General features: G+C 66.0%; 8 protein-coding genes. 7 read left to right on the top strand and 1 reads right to left on the bottom strand.

Translation table 11 applies throughout. The features are described 5' to 3' along the window. The first annotated feature begins 88 nt into the window (after positions 1 to 88). The 6 genes from IRZ77_RS23615 to IRZ77_RS23590 all read left to right on the top strand — a co-directional run bounded on the left by IRZ77_RS23615 (position 89) and on the right by IRZ77_RS23590 (position 14,289). Positions 89 to 8,485 (top strand): Ig-like domain-containing protein, encoded by an 8,397-nt coding sequence (locus tag IRZ77_RS23615; RefSeq protein ID WP_196174516.1) that lies wholly within the window; start codon positions 89 to 91, stop codon positions 8,483 to 8,485. Continuing rightward, entirely contained in the window at positions 8,485 to 9,756 is a 1,272-nt protein-coding gene (locus IRZ77_RS23610) for a TolC family protein (RefSeq protein ID WP_196174515.1), read from the top strand. The genes IRZ77_RS23615 and IRZ77_RS23610 overlap by 1 nt, the downstream gene beginning before the upstream one ends. Continuing rightward, positions 9,746 to 11,908, top strand: coding sequence for a type I secretion system permease/ATPase (locus tag IRZ77_RS23605; protein ID WP_046616710.1), 2,163 nt, complete (start codon positions 9,746 to 9,748; stop codon positions 11,906 to 11,908). The genes IRZ77_RS23610 and IRZ77_RS23605 overlap by 11 nt, the downstream gene beginning before the upstream one ends. Beyond that, positions 11,898 to 13,085 (top strand): HlyD family efflux transporter periplasmic adaptor subunit, encoded by a 1,188-nt coding sequence (locus tag IRZ77_RS23600; RefSeq protein WP_196174514.1) that lies wholly within the window; start codon positions 11,898 to 11,900, stop codon positions 13,083 to 13,085. The genes IRZ77_RS23605 and IRZ77_RS23600 overlap by 11 nt, the downstream gene beginning before the upstream one ends. 239 nt (positions 13,086 to 13,324) lie before the next feature. Beyond that, entirely contained in the window at positions 13,325 to 13,747 is a 423-nt protein-coding gene (locus IRZ77_RS23595; RefSeq protein ID WP_196174513.1) for an anti-virulence regulator CigR family protein, read from the top strand. 182 nt (positions 13,748 to 13,929) lie between these two features. After that, positions 13,930 to 14,289 carry a hypothetical protein gene (locus IRZ77_RS23590; RefSeq protein WP_046616707.1) on the top strand — a complete coding sequence of 120 codons (360 nt, stop codon included), beginning with the start codon at positions 13,930 to 13,932 and terminating at the stop codon, positions 14,287 to 14,289. Between the two features lies 1 nt (position 14,290). Here the strand turns inward: IRZ77_RS23590 and osmE are convergent, their stop codons facing one another. Beyond that, the gene (gene osmE, locus IRZ77_RS23585) at positions 14,291 to 14,647 is read right to left on the bottom strand and encodes an osmotically-inducible lipoprotein OsmE (RefSeq protein WP_196174512.1); all 357 of its coding nucleotides are present in this window, start codon (positions 14,645 to 14,647) and stop codon (positions 14,291 to 14,293) included. On the opposite strand from osmE, the gene IRZ77_RS23580 reads away from it, so the two are divergent. Further along, a complete protein-coding gene (locus IRZ77_RS23580) occupies positions 14,630 to 14,809 on the top strand; it encodes a MerR family transcriptional regulator (protein WP_322492727.1) in 180 nt (59 codons plus the stop codon). The genes osmE and IRZ77_RS23580 overlap by 18 nt on opposite strands. Positions 14,810 to 14,918 lie beyond the last annotated feature (109 nt).

Below are 14,918 nucleotides of genomic sequence, written 5' to 3'. Positions count from 1 at the left end.
ACCCTCTGGAATTTTATGTGGGGCGTGCTATTTCTGGATATACGCGTGCGATCGCCCGGTCGTGCTGTTGACAAAAGGACTGTCAGGTATGTCGATTCAGGCCAAGGTGTCCCCCCTCTCCCAAAGTGTTACTTCTGCCGCTCCCATCGCAATCCCCGACAATGGAATCCTGACGCTTACTCAGAGCAGTAACATTGTTCTGGATATTGCTCCGGAAAGTGTGGCGGGCTACACGAAAAGTGGGGCCGATCTGATCGTGCAACTGAAGTCTGGCGAAAGCCTGCGCATTGCCAACTTCTATGTCGAGGGGCAGCCTGTAAGCCAGTTGTACCTGGTAGACCGGGACAAACTGCTTGCCGTCGACCTGCCATCCGTCGCTGCCGATGGGCCGCTGGTGGCGGGTTATGTGCCCCAGGACACGCTGGCCGGGTTCGAGTCGCTCACTGGCAACGACGGTACCATTGCCGGCCTCAGCCCCGGTGGTGCACTTTTGGCTGGTGCCGCGATCATTGGCGGCGGCGTCGCTATCGCCAACAGCAACGGTGGCGGTGGCGGTGGCGGTGGCGGTGGTGGTGGCAGTGACGGCAGTGTGCCGCCTGACACCACGGCCCCAGCGCCGGCCAGCGGACTGCAGATTGCCCCGGATGGCAGCAGCATCAGCGGTACGGCCGAGCCGGGCGCCACCGTGGGCATCGACAGCAACGGCGACGGGCAAACCGACATCAGCGTGGTGGTCGGCACCGATGGCAAATTCCAGATCCCGCTGAATCCGCCACTGACCAACGGCGAAACGGTTACCGTGGTGGTGACCGATCCTGCCGGCAACAGCAGCCCGCCCGCGACCGTGCAGGCCCCTGACTTCCCCGATGCGCCCCAGATCAACCCAAGCAACGGCTCCAGCCTAAGCGGTACGGCCGCGCCTGGCAGCACCGTGGTGCTCACCGACGGCGACGGCAACCCCATCGGCCAGACTACAGCCGACGGCAACGGCAACTGGTCGTACACACCCGATAGCCCACTGCCCGATGGCACCGTGGTCAAAGCAGTGGTAGTGGATGCCGCCGGTAACAGCGGCCCGCCCGCCAGCATCATCGTCGACGGCGTGGCGCCAGCGGCACCCGTGATCAACCCGAGCAATGGTTCCGAACTCAGCGGTACCGCCGAGCCGAACAGCACCGTGACCCTCACCGATGGCAGCGGTAACCCGATCGGCCAGGTGACGGCCGATGGCAACGGCAACTGGAGCTACACCCCCGCGACACCGCTGCCCGATGGTACCGTGGTCAACGCGGTGGCCCAGGATGCGGCTGGCAATACCAGCGCGCAGGGCAGCACCACCGTGGATGGCGTGGCGCCGGGCGCTCCCACCATCAATCTGAGCGACGGCAGTACCCTCAGCGGCACCGCCGAGCCGAACAGCACCGTAACCCTCACTGATGGCAGCGGTAACCCGATCGGCCAGGTGACAGCCGATGGCAGTGGCAACTGGAGCTACACACCCACCACACCGTTGCCTGACGGTACCGTGATCAACGTGGTGGCCCAGGATGCAGCGGGCAACACCAGCGCTCCGACGAGCACGACTGTGGATGCGCAGGCCCCGGCTGCACCAGTGGTCAACCCTAGCAATGGCACCACGATCAGTGGTACCGCCGAACCGGGCAGCACCGTCACCCTGACCGATGCCGGCGGCAACCCGATCGGCCAGGTCACCGCCGACGGTAGTGGCAACTGGAGTTTCACACCGGGCAGCCCGTTACCCAACGGCACCGTGGTGAACGCCACCGCGTCAGACCCGACCGGCAATACCAGCGCTCCATCGAGCACCACAGTGGATTCGGTAGCCCCGGCCGCACCAGTGGTCGAACCAAGCAACGGCAGCGAAATCAGCGGTACCGCCGAGCCTGGCAGCACCATTACCCTGACCGACGGCAGCGGCAACCCGATCGGCCAGACCACTGCCGACGGTAGCGGCAACTGGTCGTTCACGCCAGGCACACCGTTACCGGATGGCACCGTGGTCAATGCCACGGCGACCGACCCGGCCGGCAATACCAGCGGGCAGGGCAGCACCACCGTAGATGGCGTGGCCCCGGGCGTGCCCACCATCGACCTCAGCAACGGCAGCAGCCTCAGCGGCACCGCCGAGCCGAACAGCACCGTGACCCTCACCGACGGCAGCGGTAACCCCATTGGCGAGGTGACCGCCGACGGTAGCGGCAACTGGACATTCACCCCAGCCACGCCGCTGCCCAATGGCACCGTGGTCAATGCCACGGCGAGCGACCCGGCCGGCAACACCAGCCCGTCAGCGACGGTCACCGTCGATTCCAGCGCGCCGGCTGCACCGGTAATCAATGCAACCAATGGCACCACGATCAGCGGTACCGCCGAACCGGGCAGCACCGTCACCCTGACCGATGCCGGCGGCAACCCGATCGGCCAGGTCACCGCCGATGGCAGCGGCAACTGGAGTTTCGCTCCTGGTACACCGCTGGCCAACGGTACCGTAATCATCGCCACCGCGACCGACGTGACCGGCAATACCAGCGCTCCATCGACCACCACAGTGGACTCGGTAGCCCCGGCCGCACCAGTGGTCGAACCAAGCAACGGCAGCGAAATCAGCGGTACCGCCGAGCCTGGCAGCACCATTACCCTGACCGACGGCAGCGGCAACCCAATCGGCCAGACCACCGCCGACGGTAGCGGCAACTGGTCGTTCACGCCAGGCACACCGTTACCGGATGGCACCGTGGTCAATGCCACGGCGACCGACCCGGCCGGCAATACTAGCGGGCAGGGCAGCACCACCGTGGATGGCGTGGCCCCGGGCGTGCCCACCATCGACCTCAGCAACGGCAGCAGCCTCAGCGGCACCGCCGAGCCGAACAGCACCGTGACCCTCACCGACGGCAGCGGTAACCCCATTGGCGAGGTGACCGCCGACGGTAGCGGCAACTGGACATTCACCCCAGCCACGCCGCTGCCCAATGGCACCGTGGTCAATGCCACGGCGAGCGACCCGGCCGGCAACACCAGCCCGTCAGCGACGGTCACCGTCGATTCCAGCGCGCCGGCTGCACCGGTAATCAATCCAACCAATGGCACCACGATCAGCGGTACCGCCGAACCGGGCAGCACCGTCACCCTGACCGATGCCGGCGGCAACCCGATCGGCCAGGTCACCGCCGATGGCAGCGGCAACTGGAGTTTCGCTCCCGGTACACCGCTGGCCAACGATACTGTAATCATCGCCACGGCAACCGACCCGACCGGCAATACCGGTCCGCAGGCCGCGACCACGGTGGACTCGGTAGCCCCGGCCGCGCCAGTGGTCGAACTGAGCAACGGCAGCGAAATCAGCGGCACCGCCGAGCCAGGCAGTACCATTACCCTGACCGATGGCAGCGGCAACCCGATCGGCCAGACCACTGCCGACGGCAGCGGAGACTGGAGCTTCACTCCCGGTACGCCGCTGGCCGACGGAACCGTGATCAACGCCACGGCGACCGACCCGGCCGGCAATACCAGCGGGCCGGCCAGCACCACCGTGGACGGCGTGGCCCCGGGCGTACCTACCATCAATCTCAGCAACGGCAGCAGTCTTAGCGGCACCGCCGAGCCGAACAGCACCGTGACCCTCACCGACGGCAGCGGTAACCCCATTGGCGAGGTGACCGCCGACGGTAGCGGCAACTGGACATTCACCCCAGCCACGCCGCTGCCCAATGGCACCGTGGTCAATGCCACGGCGAGCGACCCGGCCGGCAACACCAGCCCGGCAGCCACGGTCACCGTCGACTCCAGTGCGCCGGCTGCACCGGTAATCAATCCAACCAACGGCGTGACCATCAGCGGTACTGCCGAAGCGGGCGCCACCGTCACCCTGACTGACCTCGGCGGCAACCCGATCGCCCAAGTCACCGCCGACGGCAGTGGCAACTGGAGTTTCACCCCCGGTGCACCGCTGGCCAACGGTACCGTAATCATCGCCACGGCAACCGACCCGACCGGCAACACCGGTCCGCAGGCCGCCACCACGGTGGACTCGGTAGCCCCGGCCGCACCAGTGGTCGAACCAAGCAACGGCAGCGAAATCAGCGGCACCGCAGAGCCGGGCAGCACCGTCATCCTGACCGATGGCAGCGGCAACCCCATCGGCGAAACCACCGCCGACGGCAACGGCGACTGGAGCTTCACTCCCGGTACACCGCTGGCCAACGGCACGGTGGTCAATGCCGTGGCCCAGGACCCGGCCGGCAACACCGGCCCGCAGGGCAGCACCACGGTGGATTCGATCGCACCCGCCGCGCCAGTGGTGAACCCGAGCAACGGCGCCGTGATCAACGGTACTGCCGAACCGAACAGCACCGTGACCCTCACCGATGGCAATGGTGATCCGATTGGCGAGGCCACCACTGACGGTAGCGGCAACTGGACATTCACACCGGGCACACAACTGCCTGATGGCACCGTGGTCAACGCCACGGCGACCGATGCCGCCGGCAATACTGGTGCTCCAGGTAGCACCACGGTGGACTCGTCGCTGCCGTCGATTCCGCAGGTCGATCCGAGTAACGGCTCGGTGATCAGCGGTACCGCTGATGCCGGTAACACCATTATCCTCACCGATGGCAACGGCAACCCGATCGGCCAGGTCACCGCCGACGGCAGCGGTAACTGGTCGTTCACACCTGGCGTACCGCTGCCCGATGGCACCGTAGTCAACGCGGTGGCGCGCAACCCCGGAGGGGTCGATAGTGCGCCAGCGGTCATTACCGTGGACGGCGTGGCACCGGCCGCGCCGGTGGTCGAGCCGAGCAATGGCACGGAAATCAGTGGTACTGCCGAAGCCGGCGCAACTGTCATCCTCACCGACGGCGTCGGCAACCCGATAGGGCAGACTACCGCCGATGGCAGCGGCAACTGGTCGTTCACGCCCGGTACGCCGCTGGCCAACGGCACAGTCATCAATGCCGTCGCCCAGGATCCGGCCGGCAATACCAGCGGGCCGGCCAGCGTCACCGTTGACGCCATCGCGCCGGCCGCACCGATCATCAACCCGAGCAATGGGGCGGTGATCAGTGGTACCGCCGAAGCTGGAACCGAGGTGATCCTCACAGACGGTAGCGGCAACCCGATCGGCCAGACGACCGCCGATGGCAGCGGCAACTGGGCCTTCACGCCTTCGCCTGCGCTGGGCAACGGCACGGTGATCAACGCCGTGGCCCAGGACCCGTCCGGCAACACCAGCGGGCCGACCAGCGCCACCGTTGACGCCGTCGCGCCGGCCGCACCGGTCATCAACCCGAGCAACGGGGTGGTGATCAGTGGTACTGCTGAGGCCGGGGCCAAGGTGATCCTCACCGACGGCAGCGGCAACCCGATCGGCCAGACGACTGCCGACGGCAGCGGCAACTGGTCGTTCACGCCCGGTACGCCGCTGGTCAACGGCACGGTCATCAATGCCGTGGCCCAGGACGCCGCTGGCAACACCAGCACCCCACAAGTCAGCACCACGGTGGATGCGGTAGCCCCTGGCCAGCCGACGATCGAGCCGAGCAACGGTACCGAGATCAGTGGTACCGCTGAAGCCGGCGCCAGGGTGATCCTCACCGATGGCAGCGGCAATCCGATCGGCCAGACCACGGCCGATGGCAGTGGCAACTGGTCGTTCACGCCCGGTACACCGCTGGCCAACGGCACAGTCATCAATGCCGTCGCCCAGGACCCGGCCGGCAATACCAGCGGGCCGGCCAGCGTCACCGTTGACGCCATCGCGCCGGCCGCACCGATCATCAACCCGAGCAATGGGGTGGTGATCAGTGGTACCGCCGAAGCTGGAGCCGAGGTGATCCTCACCGACGGTAGCGGCAACCCGATCGGCCAGACGACCGCCGATGGCAGTGGCAACTGGGCCTTCACGCCTTCGCCTGCGCTGGGCAACGGCACGGTGATCAACGCTGTGGCCCAGGACCCGTCCGGCAACACCAGCGGGCCGACCAGCGCCACCGTTGACGCCGTCGCGCCGGCCGCACCGGTCATCAACCCGAGCAACGGGGTGGTGATCAGTGGTACTGCTGAGGCCGGGGCCAGGGTGATCCTCACCGACGGCAGCGGCAACCCGATCGGCCAGACGACTGCCGACGGCAGCGGTAACTGGTCGTTCACGCCCGGTACGCCGCTGGTCAATGGCACGGTCATCAATGCCGTGGCCCAGGACGCCGCTGGCAACACCAGCACCCCACAAGTCAGCACCACGGTGGATGCGGTAGCCCCTGGCCAGCCGACGATCGAGCCGAGCAACGGTACCGAGATCAGTGGTACTGCTGAGGCCGGCGCCAGGGTGATCCTCACCGATGGCAGCGGCAACCCGATTGGCCAGACCACCGCCGATGGCAGCGGCAACTGGTCGTTCACGCCCGGTACGCCGCTGGCCAACGGCACAGTCATCAATGCCGTCGCCCAGGATGCTGCCGGCAATACCAGCGGGCCGACCAGCGCCACCGTCGATGCCATCGCCCCGACCGCACCGACTATCGAGCCGAGCAATGGTGTAGTGCTCACGGGTACCGCTGAGCCTGGCGCCACCGTCATCCTCACCGACGGTGGTGGCAACCCGATCGGCGAGACGACCGCCGACGGCAGTGGCGACTGGAGCTTCACCCCGGCCACGCCGCTGGCCAATGGCACCGTGGTCACCGCAGTGGCCGAGGACGCCGCCGGCAATACCAGTGGCCCGGCCAGTACCACGGTCGACACGGTGGCGCCGTCGGCGCCGCTGCTGAGCATCAGTGCCGACGGTGCGCTGCTGACCGGTACCGCCGAGCCGAACAGCCAGGTGCGCCTCGTGATCGACGGCGATACCGCCAACCCGATCACGGTGAATGTCGATGGCAGCGGCAACTTCAGCCTGCCGTTGGCACCACCGCTGATCACGGGCGAGTTGATCAGCGGGGTCACCGCCGACGCTGCCGGCAACCTCAGCGGCCCGGCGACGATCAACGCGCCGGACCTGGCACCACCGACCATCAGCGTGCCGGAGGCAGCCGATACCTGGATCAACGCTGCCGAGATCAGCGATGGCATCCAGGTCGACGTGACGATCCGCCCGACCATGCAGGTCGGCCAGGTTATCACCGTCGCCTTCGCCGGGCAGAACGGCTACGAGACCCAGGCAACGCACACCATCACAGCTGGCGATATCCTGGCCGGCAGCGTCACCGTGACCATTCCCCCTGGTAGTGGCATGGGGCCGTTCCCGGAGGGCGCTTCTACCGTCACTGCAGACATCAATGGCGGTACTGCCTCGACCCCGGTGCCGTTCACCGTCGACACCATCCCGCCTGCGACCCCGGTGCTGTCGCTGGTGGGCAGCATCCTGACCATCTCGACCGATCCGGGAACCGAACTGACGGTCGAAGTGGACATCGGCGGCGTCACTGCCACCGCCACGGTGACTGCCGACAACAGCGGGCTGGCTTCGCTGAACCTGCTCACCGACCTGGACATCGACCTTACGCTGGACCAGTTGCTCAATGCCCAGGTCTCGGTCACCGGCGAGGATCCGGCCGGCAACCCGAGCAATGTGGCAACCATCGGTGTCGGCAGCAGCATCGAGCAGCCAGTCACCATCGGTAACTTCGGTGTCGATGTCAGCCTCAACCCGCTGAACCCGCGGTTCGGTTTCAGCGGTACCACCGAGCCGGACTCCAGCGTGGTGATCCGTGTCATCACCCCGGCGCTGAACGTCGAGCTGCTGCCGATCCAGGCGGACAGCTCAGGCAACTTCTCGCTGAACCTGCTGAGCCCGACCGTCCTCACCCAGCTGGGGCTGAACATCACCGATATCCTCAACCTCGGTTCGCAGATCTCGTTCAACATTGTCGCCACCGATACCAATGGCAACGACAGCTCGGCCTACGGCATCACCCTGACCCCCAACGGGCTATCGCTGAATATCGGCCAGATCGACGTCAACGGCACCTCGGGGGACGATGTCATGTCCGGGGCGAGCGGCAGTTCGGAGCACATCAATGGAGGTGATGGCAACGACCTGATCTTCAACGTGGGGACCGGTGATCACGTGGTGGCGGGCAACGGCAACGATGCCATCCAGATCACCGCGACCAACTTCGTCAGCATCGACGGCGGCGCCGGCTTCGACACGTTGGTCCTGGCCGACGGCATCGACCTCGACTACAACGCCGTCGGCGTCGGCACGCTCTCCAACATCGAGCGTATCGATCTCGGCAAGGGCGACTCGGGGAGCGTGCTGACCCTGACCGCAGCGGAGGTCGACGCCATCACCGATGCCAACAACGTGCTGCAGATTACCGGCGAGAGCAACGACACCCTCAACGTGGTGGGTGCCGTGAACACCGGGACCACCCAACAGGTCAACGGCATTACCTACGATGTCTACAACTTTGGCAGCAGTACCCTGCTGATCGAGGACAACACGGTACAGGTCGTGGTCTGATGCGCGGCTTGTCCGTGCTCAAGGGGAGGCGCCCTGGCGCGGGAGCCCTGTGGCTCCTGTGCCTCGGGCTGCCGTTGTCCGCCCCGGCCATCCCGCTCGACCAGGCGGTGCGGGCAGGGTTGGCGATCCACCCGCAGGTGCGTTCGGCGATGGCCGAGGCGGACCGGGCGGGCACCGAGGTTGAGATCGCCAAGGGCGGCTATTACCCCTCTGTCACCATGTCCGGGGGGCCGCAGGAGTTCGACGTCGGCGAGGTCGTCTACGACGTCACCGTATCGCAGATGCTGTATGACTGGGGACGGGTGACGAGCAAGGTCGACAGCGCCAGCGCCACCCAGCGCAAGCTGTCCGAGGCGGTGCTGGTGGCGCGCGACGATGCGGCGCTGGATATAGTCGAAACCTACCTCGACGTGCTTGCCTCGGAACGCCGGGTGGAGACGGTGCGCCAGCACATCCAGCGCCTGGACGGCATCCGCGAGATGACCCAGGCACGCGGTAGCGACGGTTACGCCGACCGCAGCGAACTGGACCGCGCCAAACTCGAACTGGCGCGTGCCCAGGAACAGCTGTCGCTGGAGAAGGGCAACCTGCAGGACGCGCGCAACCAGTACGCGATCCTGGTTGGCCAGGACCCCTCCGAGCTGGTGGAGCCCGAGCCGATGTCGCTGCAGCGCTACCTGGCTGCCAGCGACATGACGCGGGTGATCCGCGAGTCGCCGTTGCAGCGCAAGGCGTTGGAGGACGCCAATGTCGCCGAGGCGCAAGTCCGCGAGGCCAAGGCTTCGTTGCTGCCGCAGTTGAACCTGGAGGCCTCCGCGTTGCGCCGGGAGATCGGCGGTCGCCCGGAAAGCGACTCGGTGATGTCGCTGCGCTTTCGCATGGACACCTTCCAGGGGCTTTCCAACTTCCGTCGGCCGACTGCTGCGCAACAGCGACTGGAGTCGGCGCGATGGACGGCCGATGCGATGCAGCGTGACATCCGCCGGCAGTTGCAGACGCTGTTCGACAACAGTGACACGTTGCGCTGGCGGGAACAGTCGCTGAGCCAGCAGGTGACGGAGTCGGAGCAGGTTGGCGAGCTGTACCGCGAGCAATTCGAGGTTGGCCGGCGCGATGTGATCGACTTGCTCAACGTGCAGCGCGAGCGCTTCGAGGCCGAGCGGCAATTGATCAATCTGCATATCGAGCGCAAGCGCATCGAGTACCGGGCGGCCGCGCAGGTCGGGCTGTTGGGGGCATTACTGGAGAACCGGTTGAATCATGGAAGTTGAACAATCCCCGGACAATGTCGTGAGCCTGAACCACGACGACCCGCTGCGCCAGGGCCTGCTGCTGCTGTGCCGACAACTGGGCCGGCCGCTGGGCGACGCCGAGCTGGTCGACGGCCTTGCGCTGGAGCACGGACGCCTGCCGCTGCGCCTGGTCTCCCGCGCCCTGCGCCGCGCCGACATCACCGCCAGGGTCGCGGAGCTGCCGTTGCGGCAGATGGATGCCTACCTGCTGCCGGCCCTGCTGTTGCTCGACGATGGCCGCAGCCTGCTGCTGGTTGGCGTAGAGGGTGAGCAGTATGAGGTACTGGTACCGCACAGCGACGGCGGCCGCGAGTGCATGACGCTGCCTGCTCTGGAGGCGCTTTACAGCGGCTCGGCGGTGTTCGCCAAGTGCCGCTACCGCCCCGATGGGCGGGTGGGCGACTACGCCAGCGGCCTGCCGGAGCACTGGTTCTTCGGGCCGCTCAAGCGGCTCTGGCGCTCCTATGCCGAAGTCACGGCGGCCGCCCTGGTGGCCAACGTCCTGGCTGTCGCCTCGGCGCTGTTCGCCATGCAGGTTTACGACCGTGTGGTGCCCAACGCGGCTTTCGATACCCTATGGATACTCGCCAGCGGCGTGGCCCTGGCGATCATCGTCGACGGGGTACTGCGGATTCTTCGCGGGCACCTGCTGAACGTACTTGGCAAGCGCCTGGACCTGCAGTTGTCAAGCCTGCTGTTCGGGCGCGTGCTCAGCACCCGGATCGCCGCCAAGCCGGCGTCGATGGGAGCGTTCAGTACCCAGGTGCGTGAGTTCGAGTCGGTCCGCGAGTTCTTCACTTCCTCCAGCGCCGCACTGATCAGCGACCTGCCGTTCGTGGCGATCTTCCTGTTGATCATTGCCGTGATCGGTGGCCATGTGGTCTGGGTGCCGCTGGTGGCCTGCGTGTTGATGCTGCTGCCGGGGCTGCTGACCCAGCGCCTGCTGGGGCACCTGTCACGGCAGAACCTGCGCGAGGGTGCGATGAAGAACAGCGTGCTGCTGGAAGCCTTCGAACACCTTGAGACGGTCAAGGCCGCGCGTGCCGAGGGCCGCTGCCGCCAGCAGTGGGAGATGCTCACCGGGGAACTGGCCGGTACCGCAATGAAGACCCACGCCCTGGCCTCGACCCTCAGCTATTCGGCGAGCATCGTCCAGCAGTTGTGCTACGTCGGGGTGGTGGTGTTCGGCGTCTACCGGATTAGCGACGGCGCGATGACCGTCGGCGCCCTGGTGGCCTGTTCGATCCTGGCCTCGCGGGCCATCGCTCCGCTGTCCCAGGCTGCCGCCATCCTTGGCCGTTGGCAACATACCAAGGTGGCCCTGGAGGGCCTCGACCAGCTGATGTTCGCCGAGCAGGAGCGGCCCGCCGGCAAGCGCTTCGTGCACCGCGACCGGCTGCACGGGCATTACCGCCTGGAGGCGCTGCGCCTGGCCCATGGCGACAGCCCACCGGTGGTCGATGTGCATGCGTTGAACATCCAGGCCGGCGAGCGGGTGGCGCTGCTCGGCGGCAACGGCGCCGGCAAGTCGACCCTGCTGCGGCTGCTCAGTGGCCTGCTCGACGCGCAATCCGGCCGGCTGCTGCTGGACGACATCGCTTTGAGCCAGCTCGACCCGGCCGACCGCCAGCGTGGCATCGGTTACTTGCCGCAGGATGTGGCGCTGTTCCACGGCAGCCTGCGGGAAAACCTCAACCTGGCGAATGCCGCGCTGGGCGACGAGGAATTGCTGGAGGCCCTCGATGGCGTGGGGCTGGGTACTTTCGTACGCTCCCACCCGCTGGGGCTGGACATGCCGATCCAGGGCAACGCCAGCCTCTCCGGCGGCCAGCGCCAGGCGGTGGGGTTGGCCCGGGTACTGCTGCAGGACCCGCCTATCCTGCTGCTCGACGAGCCGACCGCAGCCTTCGACCAGAACAGCGAGAAACAGGTCATCGACTACCTGCAGAAATGGCTGGGCCGGCGAACCTTGATCATCACCACCCACAAGAAAAGCGTCTTGGCCCTGGTGGACCGTGCAGTGGTGCTGCGCAACGGCCAGGTGATCATGGACGGCCCGCTGAACCAGGTAGTGCTGGGCAACCAGGTGCAGGCGCCACAGGTCGCCGAAGGAGCCGGCCATGGCAACTGAAAATAGTTCTGTAGTGTTGCGTCGGCAACTGGCCGACCCCTTGCTGGCAACCACTCACCCGGTGTATCGCCCGCTGCTCTGGACCCTGCTCGGCAGCGTCCTGCTGTTCGTCGCCTGGGCCGCCTGGGCCGAGCTCGATGAAGTGACGCGCGGCGACGGGCGTGTGGTGCCGTTCAGCCGCATCCAGAAGATCCAGAGCCTGGAAGGGGGCATTCTCGACCGCCTGCTGGTGCAGGAGGGTGACCTGGTGGAGGTTGGCCAGCCGCTTCTGCGCCTGGACGAGACACGCTTTCTGACCAATTTCCAGGAGTCGGCAAACCAGGCCGGCGTGCTGCGGGCGGCCATTGCCCGGCTGGACGCCGAGGTGCTGGGCAAGGCGGCCATCGAGTTCCCGCCAGACATCGACCCGCAAGGGCCGCTGGCGCGTTCCGAGCGCGAGTTGTTCAAGTCGCGGCGGGACAAACTGCTCGAAGGTAGCCAGGCTATCCAGCGGCAGATCAGCCTGGCCCAGAGCCAGCTCGACCTGGTCCGCCCGCTGGTAGCCAAGCGTGCGGTGAGCCAGATGGAGGCGCTGCGGCTGAGCCAGGACATCGCTACCCTCAACGGCAAGCTGACCGAGCTGAAGAGCAGCTACTTCCAGGACGCCTACACCGAGCGCTCACAGCGCAAGGCCGACCTCAGTGCCCTGGAGCCGATTGTCCAGCAGCGCCAGGACCAGCTGCGCCGCACCGGGATCGTTTCGCCGGTGCGTGGGCGGGTCAACACCGTGTTGATCAATACCCGTGGCGGGGTGATCCAGCCCGGCGAGGCGATCATGGAAGTGATTCCGGTAGAGGACCGCCTGCTGGTAGAAGCCAGGATCAAGCCGCGCGACGTGGCCTTCCTGGTGCCGGGCATGCCGGCCAAGGTGAAGATTACCGCCTATGACTTCAGCATCTATGGCGACCTCAAGGGCACCCTGGAGCAGATCAGCGCCGACACCATCGAGGAGGACACGCCTCACGGCAAGGAGTCGTACTACCAGGTGCTGATCCGCACTGACGGCAGCCAGCTCAAGCGCGGCGAGGAGGTGCTGCCGATCATCCCCGGCATGGTTGCCGAAGTGGATATTCTCAGTGGCAAGCGCAGCGTGCTCAATTACTTGCTGCGCCCGCTGATCAAGGCCCGTCTCTACTGAGCCGGGGCATCAGGAACGGGAATTGCAGCATCCCAGCAAACCTGTCTATTTGGGGGTACGGCCATGTTTCCGGAAGATCTGTACTTCATGGTTCTCTTCGCCATAGCAGTGCTGACCCTTGATGTGGCAGCCATCATGCTCTATCGCAGTGCCAAGCCCTGACCCGCGTTTGGGGACTTTCACCCTGAACCGGGTTTTGGTCTACAGTGCTGGGACGTCCCTGGTGTAAGGAAACAGCTATGACAATGCGTCGATTGGCAGTTGTCGCTACCGCCATTGCGCTGGCATTAGGGCCAGTGCTCACTTATGCCGACCCGGGTAATGGTAAAGGGCAGGGCCATGGCAAGGACAAGGGCCAGCATGGTCAAGGTCACGGCGGTTCGTATGGTGGCCCGTCGATAAACCGTGGCGATGTGCTTGGCATTATTGACGGGCACCGTGGTTACTGGAGCCCTGGGCCGGCGCTGCCCCCTGGCATTCAGAAGAACCTGGCCCGTGGCAAACCACTGCCGCCGGGTATCGCCAAGAAGCTCGATGGCAGGCTGCTGGGGCAGCTCCCTCGTTACGATGGCTATGAATGGATGCAGGCGGGTGCGGACCTGATCCTGGTGGCAGTCGCTACGGGGATCATCTACGAGGTGCTCCACGGCGCGCTGGATTGACGTCAGGCGCAGGTGTCGACGAGCGCCGTCAATTGGAGGAGCGGCCTTGTGTCGCGATGGGCTGCAAAGCAGCCCCTCGGCAGGCGACGCGTTGGGCACTGGCTGCGCCGGTGTCCGCGGGCGAACCCGCTCCGTGCAGCCAGACTTTGGTTGATTGGTAAGCCAATACAACCCCCGTTAGAATGCAGCGTATCCTTGATGGCCAATTGCAAATGTCTACGTTTCGTCTCTTTCTGTCCGCTGTAATGATCACCGGCCTTGCCGGCTGCGCGACCCCTGGCAAACCCACTGCCAGCAAGCTGACCCACAAATCGCCCCAGCAGTACGCCGCCTGCGTACTACCCAAGTGGCAAGCGCTGGCGCCCCAGGCCACGCAGAAATCGATTGCCCACGGCTACCGGCTGACGGCCCCCAGCGCCGTGGCATCCGATGATGTGCTGGACGTAGTCGACTCCCGCGAGGGCAGCCGCGCGACTTTCTACAAGGGCAGCTTCCTGTCTGGCGACAAATTGCGACAGGCTGCCAGGGAATGCCTGGACTGACTCAGTAACCCGAGCCGCTGGAGCCGCCCATGCTCGGCAGGCGGGCCCTGCGCTGGGCATTGCTCCACTCGGCGCAGGTCATGAAAGCGGTATTGTCCACTTTGCCGGTGCCATCGAAACTGACGCTATAGGGGTGGCGGTTGTCGCCCTTGGTCAGCATGTAGTCGAAACAGGTGCCGGGTACCACGGTGCGTTCGGTCTCGGCATCAGGCTTGCCGCCGACCTGCATGACCTGGTCTCGGCTCATGCCGTTGGCGACTTTCGCCACCAGCGGCTGGTCGTGGTACAGCGCGGAGTTGGACGAGCAGGCAGAAAGCGCTGCCAGTGCAAGGATCAGCGCGTGAAAGGGTTTGTTCATGGCCGTGCTCCGGTAGAGGACGCCGATGAAGTGATGCAGCAGCGGTTGGCGCACAGCCGCGCGCAGTTGCTGGCGGTAATTGCGGGCATGGAAGACAAGCCGCAAGGGATGGATTGCGAGGAGAATGCCCAGCGCCTGATTGCCGGTTGGCAGCAGGGCTAGCCCACGAACACGTGCCCCCCTGTAGGGGCGGCCTTGTGTCGCGATGGGCTGCGTAGCGGCCCCGGCAATCTGTGCATCAACGCAAGACCCGGGGGCTGCTACGCAGCCC

Source organism: Pseudomonas pudica (assembly GCF_015680405.1).
Taxonomy (GTDB): Bacteria; Pseudomonadota; Gammaproteobacteria; order Pseudomonadales; family Pseudomonadaceae; genus Aquipseudomonas; species Aquipseudomonas pudica.
This window is presented reverse-complemented; position numbering and strand designations above follow the sequence as displayed.

Bases quoted from the DNA above. Each gene is read 5' to 3' on its own strand.
- IRZ77_RS23615 (WP_196174516.1), top strand. From the start codon at position 89: ATGTCGATTCAGGCCAAGGTGTCCCCCCTCTCCCAAAGTGTTACTTCT.
- IRZ77_RS23610 (WP_196174515.1), top strand. From the start codon at position 8,485: ATGCGCGGCTTGTCCGTGCTCAAGGGGAGGCGCCCTGGCGCGGGAGCC.
- IRZ77_RS23605 (WP_046616710.1), top strand. From the start codon at position 9,746: ATGGAAGTTGAACAATCCCCGGACAATGTCGTGAGCCTGAACCACGAC.
- IRZ77_RS23600 (WP_196174514.1), top strand. From the start codon at position 11,898: ATGGCAACTGAAAATAGTTCTGTAGTGTTGCGTCGGCAACTGGCCGAC.
- IRZ77_RS23595 (WP_196174513.1), top strand. From the start codon at position 13,325: ATGACAATGCGTCGATTGGCAGTTGTCGCTACCGCCATTGCGCTGGCA.
- IRZ77_RS23590 (WP_046616707.1), top strand. From the start codon at position 13,930: ATGCAGCGTATCCTTGATGGCCAATTGCAAATGTCTACGTTTCGTCTC.
- osmE (WP_196174512.1), bottom strand. From the start codon at position 14,647: ATGAACAAACCCTTTCACGCGCTGATCCTTGCACTGGCAGCGCTTTCT.